The sequence below is a fragment of the Pseudarthrobacter sp. TE3704 genome, from assembly GCF_056279405.1.
On sequence record NZ_JBWCCJ010000003.1, the window covers coordinates 411,469 to 427,438 of the forward strand.

Below are 15,970 nucleotides of genomic sequence, written 5' to 3' on the forward strand. Positions count from 1 at the left end.
CGAACGTGGGTAGTGCCTGCAGACGTGTGCCTGCCCCTCTATACCCTCGTCCTGAAAGAACTCGAGCCATGACAGACACGGAAGAAAATCAGGCGCAGGAATCCGGCGACTCAAGCAATAAGTCCGTCATTAAGGCCGCCGCCTTGCTGCAGGAACTGGGCCGCCGCCCACACGGCACAACAGTCACAGAACTTGCACAATCAGTTGCCATGAGCCGCCAAACCACATCGCGGCTCCTTTCCACCCTGGAGCAAACCGGCTTGGTCAACCGCAGGGACAACCTTTACAGGCTCGGCTATGAAATCGCACGCCTTGGCCGTCTGGCTGATCCCGCGGCAGGGCTCACGGAACGGGTTCAACCGATTCTCGACGACGCAGCCACAGAGCTTAACGAATCAGTCACCTTTGCCATTGTCAGCGGTTCCTTCTCCTACGACGTGGTTGCCGAAGGTTCCAGCTCACGGCTCCTCAGCGTGCCCAAACAGTACATCGGCCGGGACTATCCGCTCCACGCAAGCGCTTCCGGCAAGATCCTCCTCGCAGAGCAAAGCGACGAAAAGATCGAAGAAGTCTTTCCCGACGACCTCGAAACCTTCACCCGGTTCACCATCGCGCGCCGAAGCGACTTGATTAAGGAAATCCACACGGTCCGGGAGCAGGGATACGCCATCCTCGACAATGAGCTGGAAGAGGGACTATTTACGGTCGGATGTGCGGTACGGGACGTACAAGGCCAACTGGTAGGAATCCTCACAGCCAACGGGCCCGGGGAACGCTTGAGGACTGGGCGCCTGCCAGCCATTGTCGAAAGGCTCCGCAAAGCCGCCGACGAAATCGCCAAGGCCATGGTTTAGGGCTAACTTCCAACCGATGCAGAACTTCTGACAGGCCCGGTTTCAAGCGAATTCTGCTGGACTCCCTTGTCCTACCCGTCGACGAGTAAAACTTCTGCCCTGAAGAGCATCAGAGCGCCAGTCTTTCCTACACCCCAACCTAACGTCGGGGCGGCTTGGCCAGGGAGGATTCGGCCTGTCGACGGAGCTCCGGACTTGTTTCTGGCCACCGGAGAGTTGCAAGATGCGGCATCGCCATCCCTTGCCCGAAGCGATTGCCAGCAAGTTCCGATCCTTTGGACTACTTCATGATTCTCGGGTTACCGAACCCGGATTTCCTGCCCTCCGCCTGTCAGGATGGAATCTGAGAACACCATGATCCACTGTCAATAAACTGAATTTCAGCGCTATTCTGACGCCACGCCGATCGTTGCTTCGAGTCTCGCGTGCCAAGTGAGGCCGGCCGGTCGGCGGTCGCAGGTGGCCCCGCGCTGTCTGCAAGGCCGTCCAATGCGGCTCTTTGGAGAGGCAATCTCCGAGAACCCGGACGGGTGCGGCGGGTAGGAGACACTCCTACGGTTTCTGCTCCCCTGGGTCCTGACCCGATAGCTAGTTGACCGAACATCCGTTATCGGCATTTCAAATAGACGGGAAGTAGCTAAAAACGGGGACCCGCGCCAGCGTGCTTCGTCACCGATTGGTGATCGATTAAGGCTGAAAGTCGAAGACGAGAACGCTACTCTCCTGATCACTGATGTAGTTCCTGATGAAGGATTTGAAAGCGTGGTGCATCGGGTCATACAGCGCCGGGTTAGTGATCAACGGTTCGCCGACGTAATAGTTTCGATCACCCTGCGAGGCGAAAGACACGATATAGGCCTGATGGAACCCCTGCCCCAATCCCTCGGGACTGTTCTGTGCGCCGGACTCGATGCTCAGGATGTAGGAGCGTCCATCCCGCTTTGATGTTTGGAGCTCGTGGAAATTTTGCTCTATTTTCTGTAAGTCCGCGCCGTCTACGTCCTCACGGTAGCGGAACAAAACGATGTGCCGGATAATCCCCGGTCCATAGTCAGGGCTTGTTAGCGATATTTCGCGTTCCTGGTCGGCATCATTCGTCATGTGTGTCCTTTCCGGCTTGGCGGCCGCTATTCCGGCTTCACCTGCCGCTCCGGCCAGACCGTAGTCGTTCATACCAACTGCTTGGTCGCTTCCGGCTGTGCTTCCCGGGGGCGGTTGGGCAGTCCCGCCGTCCATCGGTCGATGAGTCCATCGAGTTGGTACGAGAACTCTCCCACCAAATCAACCTCCGGATTGAGCAGCCACTGCAGCTCGATGCCGTCCATCAGGGCGATCAGGCCCCTAGCCTCGGACTCGATGCGCTCCTCGGGAACCGAGACGTCCCCCGCCTCGCGGGCCTCCCGAAGGAAATCGCAAAACCTGCCCAGGGTCGTTTCGTACCTTTTCACGATGAAATCCCTGGCCGGGTGCTCCGGGTTTGACGCCTCGGAAGCGAGGGTCAGGAAGAGCTCCATGAAGCCGCGGTGCTCGGTGTGGTACTGCATGAGCTCCGGGAGCCTGCGGAAATGTTCCAGGCCTGTCCCGGCGTTCCTTGCCGCGCTGTATTGATCGGCCCAGTACTCAACGACCGCCGTCAGCAAGCCCTCCTTGTGGCCGAAGTACCGGACCAGCGCGGCGCTGGTGACGCCCACTTCGGCTGCAATGGTACGCAGGGATCCGGCCGCGTAGCCGTGGCGCGCGAACACCCTGGCCGCGGCCTCGATCATCTGCTGGCGGCGGGCGATCCCTTTGGGGTAGGAACCCCGCGTCACTGTCTGCTCCGTTGCCATGCCCCTCCTTCCAGAGTATTCGAAACACCTCTTGCAAAAAAGTTACCACTCGCTTATGTTTTAGGAAAGTAAGCGATCGATTACTTTGTGGTCCACGACACAGTAGATGCCGATGGTGGACCCAAGTCCTCGACCAACGGCGGTGCCTGGCTCCGTCGCATTTCACAGGAGTTCAGATGATGCTTTCCCCTCCGCCCCGGTCCGAGCAGGACACGACGCTCGGCGTCGGCTTCCTTGGAGCCGGGCCCGTGACGCAGGCCATCCACCTGCCGAGCCTTTCCCGTCTCACCGAGCTGTTCACCGTCACCCACGTCATGGATGTCGACCCGGACATTGCCCGATCCGTCGCCGGCCGGGTCGGGTCGCATTCCTCCTCCTCCGTGCAGGAACTGCTCGAGGACCCCCAGGTCGAGGTGGTCGCGATCTGCTCCCCCCACCGCTTTCATGCCGAACAGGTCATCGCCGCCTGCAGGGCAGGGAAGAAAGCGGTGCTGTGCGAGAAGCCTTTCGCCGTCACGGCCGAGGAGGCGGAGCAGATTGCCCGGATCTCCACGGAAACCGGCGTGCCCATCGTCGTCGGGGCCATGCATACCTTCGATCCGGGGTGGCTTGCCGCCGAGCAGCTCTGGGAGAACCTTCCCGACTCAGCCCACACGATCCGCTCCTCGATCGTGCTGCCCCCCAACCCACGTTTCGAGGACTTCGCCACCGAGGTCATCACGCGGCCAAGCTTCCCGGCCCCTGACTTCTCCGACCCTGAATTCATCCGGGCCCGCCTCGAAGGCAGCGTCCTTGGCCTGGCCATCCACGACCTACCCCTGGTCCGCCGCTTCGTACCGGACTTCGACGACCTGGAAGTCCTGCACGCAGCCATTGCCCGGCCCGGCGGCTACAACATCGGGCTCCGCGCCGGAGGCCGCAGCATTGAGCTGCTTGCCGCCATGAACGACACCTGGAAGCCGGAATGGACCTTCGAGGCCATCGGCCCGGATTCGGCCCTCAAACTCACGTTCACGCCCTCCTACGTCCAGGCCGGCTCGGCCGTCGCAGAATACTCAACCCGCGGACAGAAGGTCGTTGCCGGCCCGTTCGGGCACAACGGCTACGAGGGTGAGTGGCGCCGCATCGCCGACATCATCCGGGGCACCGCAGCGGCACCGGACCCTGCCGCACTCATCGACGACCTGCGCTTCGCCCTGGCCATCGCAGACGGCGCCGTGGGAGCCGCCGTCGGACCTGAAACCGCCCAGAACACCCAGCCCCGGAAGGTGCACGCATGACCACCCAACTGACCGTCTCCAGCGAGCCCGCCGCCCGCGCCAGAGGGGCGGTGGACGCCGTCATCGCCTCCCTTCCGGTGTCCCTCGCCCCAGCGTCCGACGCCGCGCTCCTCACCGCCGTTGACGGCAGCACCGGCTGGGCCGGCCGGGCCGAAGCAGCCCACCAGGCCGGGGCACTGGCCGCTGTAGTCATCGCGCCCACCACACCGGAGGCACTTACCGAAACGTCCGTGGACAAGGTCCTCATCGACTGGCCTTTCGCCTCGCACCCCGCACTCGAGGGCGCAGCCGCCGCGGCTGAAGGCCTGCGCCCGTCCGTGTCTATCGTGGAGTCCCGCATCGTCGTACCCACCACCGGGAACCTCGACCTGGCCCTGGTCGACCAACTCACCGCGCTGAACCGGCTCCTCGGCGGTACCCTCGCACCTGGATCCCTGCGGCGCCTCCACCAAGACGCCCACAGCTACCTGATCTGCGGGCAACTCGGCGACAGCGTTCCCCTGTCCGTCTCCGCCGTCGTGACGGATGCACTCCCGCCGCAGCTGCAAATCCGCATCCTGACCACAGATGGAGGCCTGACCGCCATCATCCCCTCCCCCGACACCGCGGCCCCGGCCGAGGTGCGGGTCACCACTGCCGAGGGAGAGCAGCTCCTGCCCACCCTCTACGAATCCGCCCACCGTGCCACCTGGCGGCGCGCCCACAACGTCGCCACCGATGGCCTCGTCACTACCGACGTAGACGAGCTACGCCGCACCGCAGCGCTCGTCCGCTGACCGACTGTTACTCCAATACCCAGATCTGGGCGCTGACGCCCCGAAAGGACCCATCGTGAACAAGAGCACCCCGTCCAACAGCACCTTCTCCCGCCGCGGCTTCCTCGGCCTCACCGCAGCTGCCGCATCAGTTCCGCTTCTTGCCGCTTGCGGCGGAGGATCCTCCACCGGCGGCGGTTCGGGCGCCGGTGGCACGGTCAAGTTTTGGGACATGCCCTGGGGGCCGGCCGCGTACACAGAGGCAGCCAAGAAAATCACGGAATCGTATGCACCTGAAGGCGGAAACGCCAAGGCAACCTATCAGCAAATCCCGTGGAACAACTACTACCAGTCCTTCTCTTCGGCCATCGCGTCCAAGACCGGGCCGGCCGTATCCACCGGTGCCGGATTCCAGGCGTTCCAGTTCGAAGAGCAGGGCCAGATCGCGTACGCCGACAACGTCATCGAGGAACTGAAAAAGAACGGTATGTTCGAGGACTTCCTTCCCGGCGTGCTCGAACCCTTTGAGTCCAACAAGGGCTACATCGCCATCCCCTGGCAGCTGGACCCGCGCGTGTTCTGGTACCGCAAGTCGCTCTTCGAGCAGGCAGGAACCGAACTTCCGAAGGACTGGCCCACCCTGTTGGAAGCCGGCAAGAAGCTCAAGGCAATCGGGGCGTTCGCCTTCGGTACCGGCGCCGGCGCGGGAAACAACATTGGAGTCCAGTCCGTTGTCTCGATGCTGCTCAACAACGGCGGCGGCTTGTTTACCAAGGACGGCCAGCCGGATGCCCTCAATGACCGAAACGTCGAGGCCGTGGAGTTCATCCGTGAACTCGTGTCCAACGGCATCGTGGACCCGGCCGCGGTGAGCTACAACGAGGACAGCCTCACCACCCAGTGGAAGGACAAAAAGATCGCCTTCGGCACCCACTCCCCCGGCCTTACAGCGCGCGCCGGGGACACCACAGGTGACATCCTGGTCGCGGATCCGCTCACGGGCCCGCACGGCGACAAAGGAACCCTCACCTACGGCAACAACATCATGATGTACAAGGACACCCCGTCGCAGGAGGCTTCTGAGGCATTCCTCGTCTACTACCTGGGCCAGCTGAAGGAACTGTGGAAGCAGGGCGTGGTGGGAGCGATGCCGGTGTTCAAATCGATCACGGAACTTCCTGAGTTCCAGAAGGACGCCAATAACGTCAAGATCATCAAAGACTGGCAGCCGATCTCCAAGACGTTCAGCGCCCAAGGCACCAGGCTCTTCGCCGACCTGGCAGCCGTTGAAGGTGGCCAGTTCCTTGGCCAGTTCACGCAGGCGGTGCTCGGCGGCAAGACTGATGCGAAGACCGCACTGCGGGACCTGCAAACCGGCATCGAATCAGTGATGAAGTAGTAAGGCTAAAACGTTGTCATCGTTCACTGCACGCGCAGGCCTGGACCGGGCCCGCCGGGGCGTAGCCCCCGGCGGGCCCGGCCTGCCGGGAAACCGCAAGAGCAAGCTCAGTACCCAGACCCGCCGGACCTTCTTTTGGCTCTTGTTGCCCTCGATGGTGCTGCTGGTACTCATCCATGCCTATCCCCTCATCTATGCCGGAGTGCAAGCCACCCATGACGGTTCCCTGATCGAGACCGGCAATTTCATCGGGGGGGAGAACTTCGCCAGTGTGCTCTTGTCTGAGGCATTCTGGAAGGCCACCCGATTCACCCTGCTGTTCACCGTCGTCGGAGTGTTCGGCTCCTGGCTTATCGGAATGGGACTGGCCCTGCTGCTGCGGACCAAGATCCCGGCAAACGGATTCTTCAAGGTGCTGCTGCTCCTGCCCTGGGTAGTGCCGATCGTGGTCTCCGCGGCCGCCTGGAACTGGCTGGTAGCAACACCCGACAGTCCCGTCCCTGCGCTGTTCCGCAGCCTCGGCCTGGGCACCCCCCTATTTCTGGCCGACCCTACCCTGGCCGCCATCACCGTCATGATCTTCAAAGTATGGGTCAGCTTCCCGTTCATGATGATGATGACATCCTCGGCCCTGGCATCCGTGGACACGTCCGTCTACGAAGCTGCCAACATGGATGGCGCCAACCGTTGGCAGCAGTTCAGCCAAATCACGCTACCGCTGATCTCCCGCTCGACCTACATCAGCTGGATCCTCATGACGATCTTCTGCGTCAATGACTTCCCCACCATTTACCTGCTGACCGGCGGCGGTCCCATCGACGCGACGACGTCCCTCGTCGTATTGGCGTACCGCACCGTCTTTCAGAACTTCCAGACGGGCCCGGGCGTGGCCATCGCCTTCCTCATGACTTTCACCCTCGTCGTGGTGTCCGTCATTCTGTATCGCCAGATCCGAAAGTCGAGCGTCGAATAATGAACGCAGTAGTGCATACACCCGCCGAAGCCGGCCAGGTTCCGGGAGCCACAGGCAAACCCCCTGTACTTCCTGAAGCCGGTATGCGCGGGCGCTGGTGGCGCTTCGCCCTCATCCTGGCCATCACCGCCATCGTCCTTGTCCCCATCGTGGTCACGATCGTTCTTTCATTGACGCCAGCACGAACAAGTACGGCCACAGGCCTTACCTTGGAGAACTTCCGCTACATCTTCGCCGAAACGCTCGCCACCACATGGCTGCAGAACAGCCTGATCACCACCTTGGCGACGGTCGTTGTATCAGTGGCCGTGGCAGCACCGGCCGGCTATGTCCTCTCCCGCGGCAGGAGCAAGGCAGTCTCCGGCTACTCGCTGCTGCTGTTTGTGATGCAGTCCCTGCCAATCATCACCTCCGTAGTACCGCTGTTCATCCTCTTCGCCGGGTTGGGGCTGGTGGACAACCTCCTGGGCCTGACCATCATCTATGTGGGGTCCACGATGACCGTGGCGACGTGGATGATGGCCGCGTACTTCGACTCCATTCCCATGAGCCTGGAGGAAGCAGCCTGGATCGACGGCTGCTCGGTCTTCGGGTCCTTCACCAAGGTCGTGCTGCGCAACTCCCTGCCAGGAGTGCTCTCCACAGCGATCTTTTCCTTCCTGCTCGCGTGGAACGACTACCTCGTGGCCATCGTGTTCCTTCGATCAACCGAGATCATCACCCTGCCCCTGGGTGTCCAGTCATTCTTCCAGCAGAACCTCACCGACTGGAGCTCGGTCATGGCCCTCGCCGTGGTGATGATGATCCCGCCGGTCATCCTCTTCGCCACTCTGAACAAATACTTCAGCGTCGGCGGCATCGGCGGATCCCTCGCCGGCCGGTAATACCTGCACCCGCGACAAGACGCCCAAACACCCGAACTGTACAAGGGAAATCCATGTCCTACTCCGTCCAGCTGTACTCCATACGGACCGCCATCGAAGAAGACCTTCCCGGCGCCATCCGCCGCCTGGCCGAAATCGGTTTCACTCAGGTTGAGCCCTACAACTTCGCCTCCCTCGCCGACGAGCTCGCCCGGGCCTTTGCCGAGAACAGCATCACCGCCCCTACCGGCCACGCCCCGCTGCTCAGCGCAGACCAGGACGAAATCTTCGCTGCTGCCAAACGCCTGGGCATCGGCACCGTGATCGACCCGCACATCCCGGTGGGCCAGTGGCAGGACGCCACCTCCATCGAAGCCGCGGCCGCTAAGCTCAACGCCGCCGCCCGGAAGGGCGCCGAATACGGCATCCGCGTCGGCTACCACAACCACGCCTGGGAGCTGGAGTCCCGCATCGACGGCAGGAGCGCTCTGGAGTATTTCGCCTCGCTGCTGGAGCCCGAGGTGGTCCTGGAGGTTGACACGTACTGGGCGGCCGTCGGCGGCGAAGACCCGGCTGACCTGCTGACCCGGCTGGGTGACCGTGTGGCCGCGATCCACGTCAAGGACGGCCCTGTCACCAAAGACACCAAAGCCCAGCTTCCGGCCGGCCAGGGAAAGATCGACATCCCCTCCGTCCTCGGCGCCGCCCCGGCCCTGGAGGTAGCCGTCATTGAGTTCGACGACTACGCCGGGGATGTGTTCGACGGCATCGCCGCGTCCCTGAACTACCTCAAAACCAATTGCTCCATTTCTTTTCGGGTTGCTTAGCACGCACCCGGCGACGCAAGTGTCCAGATCAACGAGGAGATGTACATGTCCGCTCTCGAAGAGCACGAGATAACAGCCCGATGAAAAAGCCAACCTTGTTTAGAAGCCACAGCCGACGCCGGCGCCTAACCGCCGTTGCTGTCGCAGCCGGCATAGCCGCCACAACTATCGCGCCAGCCCTGGCGTCACCGCCGCCGGCGCCCGCCGCGGAACCGGCGGGGCACTCGGCCCTGGGTGAGGCCGCGTACCAGCGGCCTCTCGGAGTCCTTGGAAGCACCCCATGCAGCCCCCACGACTGGCAACGCTGTGCAGGTGATACCTCCGCACCCGACACCGCACCGTTCGCGCTCGGCAATCCCATGGCTCAGCCCGGCCTCGGGATTCCGCTCGGTGGACTCGGGGCAGGTTCGTTCATGATCAACCAGGCCGGGACCTTCGGTCCGTGGAACATGGGCGGATCCACGAACTCGAACTATGAGAAGCGCATTCTGCCGCAGGCCGCCATCCACCTCCGCGAACAGCAGCCAGGCCGAACCGCCATGACCAAGACGCTCGCCGTCAACAGCTCCGAGTTCGGGTCCGTTCTCCCTGCATGGTCGACCCTGGATGCTGGGAGCGGGACATACAGCGCGCTCTACCCCTTCGGCCGCATCGACTACGCCGACCCCGTGCCCTCCACGTCCGTGTCAACAACGTTCTGGACGCCCATCGTGGCCGGCAACGACGAGTCCTCCTCCCAACCCGTGGCCTACTTCGATGTGGAACTCAAAAACGAAACGGGCAAGCCGACGAACGTGTCGACCATGTTCACCTTCCCCAACGCTCCAGCTCACGTGGCCAGCACAGTGCAGAACACCCCCAGCTCCGTGCCCAGCGTCCGCACGGGCTTCACCAGCCACGAGACCGTGGATCACCGGAACAAGATCACCGGTATCACGCTGGGGGCCTCAAGCCCCACCAACACCGCAGACTCCCAGAACAGCGAGTGGACCACCGCTGTGCGAAGTGAACCCGGACAGCGGGTCACGTACGCAACTTCCTGGAACGCCGACGGCGACGGCTCCGACATCTACACCCCCTTCAGCGCAACCGGCAGCCTCCCCAACGCTGCCCTCGACGGCAGCAACTCCGCCAGTGCCCTCGCAGTAGAGATGAACCTGCCGGCTCATCAAACGCAGACGGTTCGCTTCGTCCTGGCCTGGGACTTCCCCCAGATCACTTTCGGTACTGAGGGCGACACATCCTGGATGAGGCGCTACACCTCCTTCTACGGAGCCCGTCAAGACGAACAAAACAACTACGTCCCCGGCAGCTATCCCGGCAACCAGGGCTTCGCCATCGCTGCGCGTAACCTCGCACGCGTGGAGGAGGCAGAGGAAGCGGTGGAACGCTGGTGGAAGCCGGTGGCATCCGACGACACGGTGTCGCCCGCGATCCGTATGGCAGCGCTGAACGAACTCGGTCAGCTCACGTTCAACGGCTCCTTCTGGGAATCAGGCCTTGTCTCCACCCCACACCAGACCGGGGAACCCAGAATAGGCTCGGCGGTCCCTGGCACCCACCTGTTCCACACGGTCACGGGTGGTGGCTGGGCTGACGCCGGGGAGACCGACGTCCAGGGACAAATGGCGATCGCCCTGCGCGAGCTGTTTCCCTCCATCGAAGCCGACTGGGTCCGTGCGACCTCCGAGATGATCGCCCAAGACCCACACGGCCGAGTGCCCGGCAGCCCGGGCTTCAACCCTCCGGTCGAGGGCTATCTCTGGTGGCACTTGAGCGCGCCGTGGCTGCTGTGGGAGAAATCTACCAGCCCAGCCGCACCCGAAACCACCTTCTTCGACCGTCCGGTCAAGTACCTGATGCGTGCGTACGGCGCGTATCGCAGCTCGGGCGACGACTCGCTGTTGCGCGACGCCTACCCGGCGATGCTCCGCCTCTGGACGCACGACGTCCTACCTCGGATACCGCAGGGAGACACGCTGCCCACGGAGGCGGCCACCTTCGCCAGCACCTACGACGTGATGGGGCAGTCCGGTGGAGTGCACGGGGTCTACACCTCCGGCCTGTACATCCTGGCCGCAGAGATTATGGCCGCCGCTAGCGAGGATGCCAAACGCCTCGGCATCCCCGAAGCCTCGGCGGTCGACGTCGACGCCCTCAATCACACGCGGGCCACGGCCCAGGCCGCGTACGAGTCCGCCTTCTGGACCGGGAGCTACTACAAGTTCACCGACGCAGGCGAGAGGTCCACCGACGTCTTCGTCGACGTGCTGTGGCCCCAGCACGTGGCCGAGCAGCTCGGCCTGGCGGACATCAATCCGCCCGAACGCGTGGCCGCCCACCTGACCAACACCTTCGACCAGCTCACGCAGGTGAAGGACTCCACAGGGCACATGCTCGGAGCGCCGAACCTCGTCCCGAACTGGGGCAAGCCCTATCCGGTACTGCCCAACCGGCCGAGGGAACTCGGGTTCCAGGCCGCGGAGGTGTGGACCGGGACGAACTTCGGGTTCGCCGGGACGCTCATACAGGAAGGCAGACGGCTCGGCCGACCCGATTTGGTCGCCGATGGCAACGAGCTCGCGGAGGGTGTGGTGCACCAGATATACAGCCCCACCGCGGCCGCGGGTGGCGCCTTCGCCTTCAACACCCCGGAGGGCTGGAACGGCTACGACACCACCACTTACCGGGCGGCCTACTTTGTGCGGGCCCTAGCCGCCTGGGACATGTACGCATCGGCCCGCCAGTGACAGCGCAGACCTAACGAGCGTGCACCAACTGAGGACGCAGGGTCAGGCCATGACCCTGCGTCCTCATCACGTCCGCGAGTCAAAGTTTCCGCCCATCTTTCGGATGCGGCGGGCGGCGACACTTCATTCCGCCACTGCCGACACATACCGCACAACTGCGGTAGAGCACGAAGGGCTCGACGAGTGGTGGACCGCCCGAGGCCGCCTGCCGCGCCAGCGCCTAGAAAGGAATAGACCATGACAGACAACACCGTCCACACCAAGAACCGACAACTCCAAGGGCCGCACGGGGAAATCCCGATCCGCATCTACACACCATCGACGCCCCGCCCCGAGCCGGTCGGCTTGGTGTGGTGCCACGGCGGATCGTACATCTACGGCGACCTCGACATGGCCGAGAGCGACTGGGTCGCCACAAGCCTGGCCGAGGCCGGGATCTCCGTCGTCGCCGTGGACTACCGACTCGCCCCGGCCCCTCAGTGGGCACTGGACCTCGGCGGCGAACCGGGCGGCGGTAACGCCTACTACCCCATCGCGATCAACGAGATCGAGGCTGTCCTCGCTTGGGCAAACACAGAACTACATTCGCAGAGTTCAGCCGGCTGGGCACTGGGTGGAGCAAGCGCAGGGGGAACCCTCACCGCAGGATTGACTCTGCGTTTGCGCGATCAGGGCCTCGCCATGCCCTCCAGGCTACTGCTCGCATACCCGCTCCTGCACCCGAAGTTGCCGCAATTCAGCAGCGAACTGGCGGCCAAGCTCGCCGCAACGACCCCGGCCCCTGGCATCCCGCTCACACCGGAAGGCGTCGAAGGGCTGACTCTGAACTATGTGAACGGAGACCTCCAGCAGTTGGGCGACCCTTATGCCTTCCCCGGCGGGCATGATCTATCCGGCTTTCCACCCACGTTCATCCTCAATTCCGACGTGGACACCATCCGCGCATCCGGCGACGCCTTTGCCGCCGAACTCGCCAGCGCGGGCGTGGACATGTTGACCGTCAGGGAACACGGAACCGAGCACGGACATCTCAACGAACCGACAACTGTCGGTGCTCCACGCAGCATCCACCGCATGATCGAATGGCTCACCTCGCCATGGGCCTACGGTCGATCCGCTGACACCTCGCGGGCAAAAGAAGCATCAGTGCGGTGACCCACCCGTATCCCCTTGCCGAGCCCCAATCACGGGTTCCGGCCCGTCGTCGATTCTTTTCCGCCTAGGAGGGCGCATGTTCCACGACGCCGATCGGCCGCCCACCAATGCGGACGGCCTCATCACACCCAACGACCTGCCTGGTCATCCACCGCTCTCGCTATCCGTTCAGCTAACGAGAGCGGACGACATACACAGCCGGGATCAAAAAATCAGTGACGCCGTCGATCGCTTGTTGCCTGCCGCATTCGAGCACAGACACGGCATCCTTGTCACACAACAAGACGTCGACATGTACACCGTCCAAGTCCATCCGGACGTGCCCTGCGGCAGCATCCATGAAAAGCGCCCCTGAAACAACCAGACCGGCACCAAAGCGCGGCATACGGGTCGCCTTGGCGGCCCTCCCCTTGCATCTGCGCTCCTGCATCGAACGGAAGTCATTTGGACGAGAAGTCACACAAGAACACGCCGGTGATCGGTATCGACATTGGAGGCACCGGTATTAAGGGTGGCATCGTCAATCTGAAAGAGGGCCGGCTGCTGGGTGAACCTTTCTGCGTACCCACCCCGCAGCCGGCCACCCCCGAGGCCGTCACCGAATCAGTGGCCCGGGTCGTCTCCGAACTCTCGGCGCGCCCAGAGGCGCCTGTTCCCGACTTCCCCGTGGGTGTGACCTTTCCGGGCATCATCCAGCACGGCGTGGTTCGTTCCGCGGCCAACGTGGACAAGAGTTGGCTCAACACCAACATTGATGCCCTCCTGACGGCCCGTCTAGGTCGGCCCGTGGAGGTCGTCAATGACGCCGACGCTGCAGGGCTTGCCGAAGCGCGGTACGGCGCTGGGGCTGGAGTTGCCGGTACCGTCCTCGTGATAACTCTGGGCACCGGAATTGGTTCAGCATTTATCTCTGACGGGAAACTGGTCCCGAACACCGAATTGGGTCACCTGGAAATCGATGGCCACAACGCCGAAAGCAGCGCCTCAGCCGTGGCCCGGGAAAGAGCCGGCTTGTCCTGGGACGAATACAGCCTTGTGCTGCAGCGCTACTTCTCCCACGTCGAGTTCTTGTTCTCGCCCGAACTGTTCATCGTCGGCGGCGGCATCTCCCAGCGGGCACACGACTTCCTGCCCAACCTCAAACTCCGCACGCCCATCGGCCCGGCAGTTCTTCGCAACGAAGCGGGCATTATCGGGGCTGCAGGCGAAGCCGCATCCGATCATCAAAAAATCCCGACGCCCGCATAAGTGCAGGGGAGCACAAATCGGTCAGCAACAAATGACAGCGCGGGTGCGCTCCTCTCATGCTGAATTCAAGTACACCCCAACCTGACGTCAGGTGACCTCAGAAAAACCGTCAGAATAGGGTCCAATCGGTTACTTCCAGACAGCCTTCCAGCGAGGTCCCAAGTCCAAACCTGACAGCTTGGACCGCGCGGTCTGTTAGGCGGCAATTACCCAACCCGAGCATCAAACCGCCGCCGGTACTCCGTCGGCGTCGTGGAGAAAGCGGCCGCGAAGTTCTGGCGCAGGGTGACGGCGTTGCCAAATCCGCAGTCGGCGGAGATCTGGTCTATCGACAGGTCCGTGGTCTCCAAAAGCCGCCGTGCGGCATCAAGTCGGCGAGCGCGGATCCAGGCGGCCGGGGTTGTCCCCGTTGCTGCCCGGAAGGCGCGGACAAAGGTGCGGCGGCTCAGGTGTGCCTGCGCGGCAAGCCGGTCGATCGTGAGGGGTTCACCCAGGCGGCCCAGAGCCCATTCGAGCAGGCGCGAGATTGGATCATCCGTGGAGCGCTCCGGCACCGGGTGCTCGATGTACTGCGCCTGTCCGCCTTCCCGGTGCGGCGCGATGACCAGGCTGCGTGCCACCCGGTTCGCCGCCTCCGCCCCGAGCCGGGCGCGGACCAAGTGCAGGCAGGCGTCCAAGGCCGAGGCGGTGCCGGCCGATGTCAGGACGTCACCGTGGTCGATATAGAGCACGGACCGGTCGAGCGGAACATCGGGGTGCCGCGCAGCAAGAGAATCAAACGCCTGCCAATGGGTGACCGCCCCACGCCCCGCGAGCAAACCCGCGTCCGCTACGGGAATCGCGCCAAGGCACAGCCCCAAAATTGGAGCCCCGCGCCCGTGGGCCCCCTGGAGCACCTGCCGCAGCGAATCGCTGGGGACGCGCCCGTCGTCGAACCATGAAGGCACCACCACCACGTCCGCCTCTTCCGCGGCCTCCGGCCCCTTCACCTCGCCCAGTCGGTAACCCTCCGCGGTTGTAATCCCACCCTCCTGGTCAGTAAAAAGAACGGTCTTCCAATCGGCAAGACCCTGGCGGGCCACCTCGTCAAAGACCATCTGCGGAACGGCAAGGTGGAACATCGTCGCGCCGTCGAAGGCGTACACCGCGATCTTCAAAACTGCCCCTTCCCGCCACAATGGCCCGAATCCATCGTATATCCGCCTTCGTGCCACTGTTGGCGTGCACCGGCAACCGGAAGACTGGAAAAGTCGCCACAAGGCAGCCGATAGAACCAACAGGGAGAACCATAAACATGAGCACCCCCCGCCGCGCCCTCATCCTCATCGACGTGCAGCAGCAGTACTTCAGCGGCCCCCTCGAAATCCAGTACGCGCCGCACCAGGAGTCCCTGCCCACCATCACCAAGGCCCTTGACGCCGCCACCGCCGCGGGCATTCCCGTGGCCGTCATCCAGCACTCCGCAGGTGAAGGAGCACCGGTCTTCGCGCCCGGCACGCCAGGATTCGAGCTGCACCCCGAAATTGAACGCCGCAAAGCCGCCGACTGGAAGTCCCTGGTCAAGCAGTACGGCTCCGTCTACGCCGGCACAGACCTCGCCGAGTGGCTGCGGCAGCACGACGTCGACACGGTCACCCTGGCCGGCTACATGACCAACAACTGCGTGCTCGCCTCCGCCGTGGAGGCAGAGTTCCTTGGCTTCAGTACCGAGGTCCTCTCCGACGCCACCGGCGCCATCAACCTCGCCAACGAAGCGGGTTTCGCCGACGCGAAGACCGTGCACACGACACTCCTCACCCTGCTGAACTCGAACTGGGCAGCGGTGGCCGATACTGATACGTGGACCAACGCACTGAACACCCGGCAGGCCCTCGCAGGCAGTGACCTCGGCAGCTCCGCGATCGCGGGTTCCGAACTGGTCCCCCAGGCGTGACCAGTTCCCCGGGCTTCCCAAGGGGCAAGCCGGGTGGGAAGCCCGGGAACACCAGCGCCATCAGCGGTGTTCCCAACAGGGGACCAAGCCCCAACCGATCATCA

15 protein-coding genes are annotated in these 15,970 nt (G+C 63.4%); 12 read left to right on the forward strand and 3 right to left on the reverse strand.

Annotated features, from left to right (window positions below; genetic code table 11):
- The first annotated feature begins 68 nt into the window (after positions 1-68).
- Entirely contained in the window at positions 69-854 is a 786-nt protein-coding gene (locus tag ACZ9BC_RS09605; protein ID WP_476245733.1) for an IclR family transcriptional regulator, read from the forward strand.
- A gap of 687 nt (positions 855-1,541) precedes the next feature.
- Here ACZ9BC_RS09605 and ACZ9BC_RS09610 read toward each other — a convergent pair.
- Together ACZ9BC_RS09610 and ACZ9BC_RS09615 are read right to left on the reverse strand one after the other, a co-directional pair.
- Positions 1,542-2,027, reverse strand: coding sequence for a Dabb family protein (locus ACZ9BC_RS09610; protein ID WP_476245734.1), 486 nt, complete (start codon positions 2,025-2,027; stop codon positions 1,542-1,544).
- Positions 2,024-2,683 (reverse strand): TetR/AcrR family transcriptional regulator, encoded by a 660-nt coding sequence (locus ACZ9BC_RS09615; RefSeq protein WP_476245735.1) that lies wholly within the window; start codon positions 2,681-2,683, stop codon positions 2,024-2,026. Before ACZ9BC_RS09615 ends, ACZ9BC_RS09610 begins: the two co-directional genes overlap by 4 nt.
- Before the next feature lie 176 nt (positions 2,684-2,859).
- Between ACZ9BC_RS09615 and ACZ9BC_RS09620 the strand changes: the two genes are divergently transcribed.
- From ACZ9BC_RS09620 to ppgK, 10 genes are all read left to right on the forward strand, one after another.
- Entirely contained in the window at positions 2,860-3,963 is a 1,104-nt protein-coding gene (locus ACZ9BC_RS09620; RefSeq protein ID WP_476245736.1) for a Gfo/Idh/MocA family protein, read from the forward strand.
- Complete coding sequence (locus tag ACZ9BC_RS09625) at positions 3,960-4,739, forward strand: hypothetical protein (protein ID WP_476245737.1); 780 nt, start codon at positions 3,960-3,962, stop codon at positions 4,737-4,739. Before ACZ9BC_RS09620 ends, ACZ9BC_RS09625 begins: the two co-directional genes overlap by 4 nt.
- Positions 4,740-4,794: 55 nt before the next feature.
- Positions 4,795-6,117 (forward strand): ABC transporter substrate-binding protein, encoded by a 1,323-nt coding sequence (locus tag ACZ9BC_RS09630; RefSeq protein ID WP_476245738.1) that lies wholly within the window; start codon positions 4,795-4,797, stop codon positions 6,115-6,117.
- A gap of 13 nt (positions 6,118-6,130) precedes the next feature.
- A complete protein-coding gene (locus ACZ9BC_RS09635) occupies positions 6,131-7,090 on the forward strand; it encodes a carbohydrate ABC transporter permease (RefSeq protein ID WP_476245739.1) in 960 nt (319 codons plus the stop codon).
- Positions 7,090-7,974 (forward strand): carbohydrate ABC transporter permease, encoded by an 885-nt coding sequence (locus tag ACZ9BC_RS09640; protein WP_476245740.1) that lies wholly within the window; start codon positions 7,090-7,092, stop codon positions 7,972-7,974. Before ACZ9BC_RS09635 ends, ACZ9BC_RS09640 begins: the two co-directional genes overlap by 1 nt.
- 53 nt (positions 7,975-8,027) lie before the next feature.
- The gene (locus ACZ9BC_RS09645) at positions 8,028-8,780 is read left to right on the forward strand and encodes a sugar phosphate isomerase/epimerase family protein (protein WP_476245741.1); all 753 of its coding nucleotides are present in this window, start codon (positions 8,028-8,030) and stop codon (positions 8,778-8,780) included.
- 359 nt (positions 8,781-9,139) lie between these two features.
- Positions 9,140-11,530 (forward strand): GH116 family glycosyl-hydrolase, encoded by a 2,391-nt coding sequence (locus tag ACZ9BC_RS09650; protein ID WP_476245742.1) that lies wholly within the window; start codon positions 9,140-9,142, stop codon positions 11,528-11,530.
- 237 nt (positions 11,531-11,767) lie between these two features.
- Positions 11,768-12,685 carry an alpha/beta hydrolase gene (locus tag ACZ9BC_RS09655; RefSeq protein WP_476245743.1) on the forward strand — a complete coding sequence of 306 codons (918 nt, stop codon included), beginning with the start codon at positions 11,768-11,770 and terminating at the stop codon, positions 12,683-12,685.
- 76 nt (positions 12,686-12,761) lie between these two features.
- Positions 12,762-13,040: a hypothetical protein gene (locus ACZ9BC_RS09660; RefSeq protein ID WP_476245744.1), complete on the forward strand. Its 279-nt coding sequence runs from the start codon at positions 12,762-12,764 to the stop codon at positions 13,038-13,040.
- 89 nt (positions 13,041-13,129) lie between these two features.
- Positions 13,130-13,933 carry a polyphosphate--glucose phosphotransferase gene (gene ppgK, locus ACZ9BC_RS09665; RefSeq protein ID WP_476245745.1) on the forward strand — a complete coding sequence of 268 codons (804 nt, stop codon included), beginning with the start codon at positions 13,130-13,132 and terminating at the stop codon, positions 13,931-13,933.
- A gap of 206 nt (positions 13,934-14,139) precedes the next feature.
- Here ppgK and ACZ9BC_RS09670 read toward each other — a convergent pair whose 3' ends face one another.
- Positions 14,140-15,090: a GlxA family transcriptional regulator gene (locus ACZ9BC_RS09670; protein ID WP_476245746.1), complete on the reverse strand. Its 951-nt coding sequence runs from the start codon at positions 15,088-15,090 to the stop codon at positions 14,140-14,142.
- A 137-nt stretch (positions 15,091-15,227) separates the two neighbouring features.
- Here ACZ9BC_RS09670 and ACZ9BC_RS09675 point away from each other — a divergent pair, with 137 nt between their 5' ends.
- A complete protein-coding gene (locus tag ACZ9BC_RS09675; RefSeq protein ID WP_476245747.1) occupies positions 15,228-15,866 on the forward strand; it encodes an isochorismatase family protein in 639 nt (212 codons plus the stop codon).
- Positions 15,867-15,970: the final 104 nt, after the last annotated feature.

What these genes read in the sequence shown, in the direction of transcription:
- ACZ9BC_RS09655 (WP_476245743.1), top strand. Translation starts at nt 11,768, where the DNA reads ATGACAGACAACACCGTCCACACCAAGAACCGACAACTCCAAGGGCCG.
- ACZ9BC_RS09620 (WP_476245736.1), top strand. Translation starts at nt 2,860, where the DNA reads ATGATGCTTTCCCCTCCGCCCCGGTCCGAGCAGGACACGACGCTCGGC.
- ACZ9BC_RS09675 (WP_476245747.1), top strand. Translation starts at nt 15,228, where the DNA reads ATGAGCACCCCCCGCCGCGCCCTCATCCTCATCGACGTGCAGCAGCAG.
- ACZ9BC_RS09660 (WP_476245744.1), top strand. Translation starts at nt 12,762, where the DNA reads ATGTTCCACGACGCCGATCGGCCGCCCACCAATGCGGACGGCCTCATC.
- ACZ9BC_RS09605 (WP_476245733.1), top strand. Translation starts at nt 69, where the DNA reads ATGACAGACACGGAAGAAAATCAGGCGCAGGAATCCGGCGACTCAAGC.
- ACZ9BC_RS09625 (WP_476245737.1), top strand. Translation starts at nt 3,960, where the DNA reads ATGACCACCCAACTGACCGTCTCCAGCGAGCCCGCCGCCCGCGCCAGA.
- ACZ9BC_RS09615 (WP_476245735.1), bottom strand. Translation starts at nt 2,683, where the DNA reads ATGGCAACGGAGCAGACAGTGACGCGGGGTTCCTACCCCAAAGGGATC.
- ACZ9BC_RS09645 (WP_476245741.1), top strand. Translation starts at nt 8,028, where the DNA reads ATGTCCTACTCCGTCCAGCTGTACTCCATACGGACCGCCATCGAAGAA.
- ACZ9BC_RS09610 (WP_476245734.1), bottom strand. Translation starts at nt 2,027, where the DNA reads ATGAACGACTACGGTCTGGCCGGAGCGGCAGGTGAAGCCGGAATAGCG.
- ACZ9BC_RS09640 (WP_476245740.1), top strand. Translation starts at nt 7,090, where the DNA reads ATGAACGCAGTAGTGCATACACCCGCCGAAGCCGGCCAGGTTCCGGGA.
- ACZ9BC_RS09650 (WP_476245742.1), top strand. Translation starts at nt 9,140, where the DNA reads ATGGCTCAGCCCGGCCTCGGGATTCCGCTCGGTGGACTCGGGGCAGGT.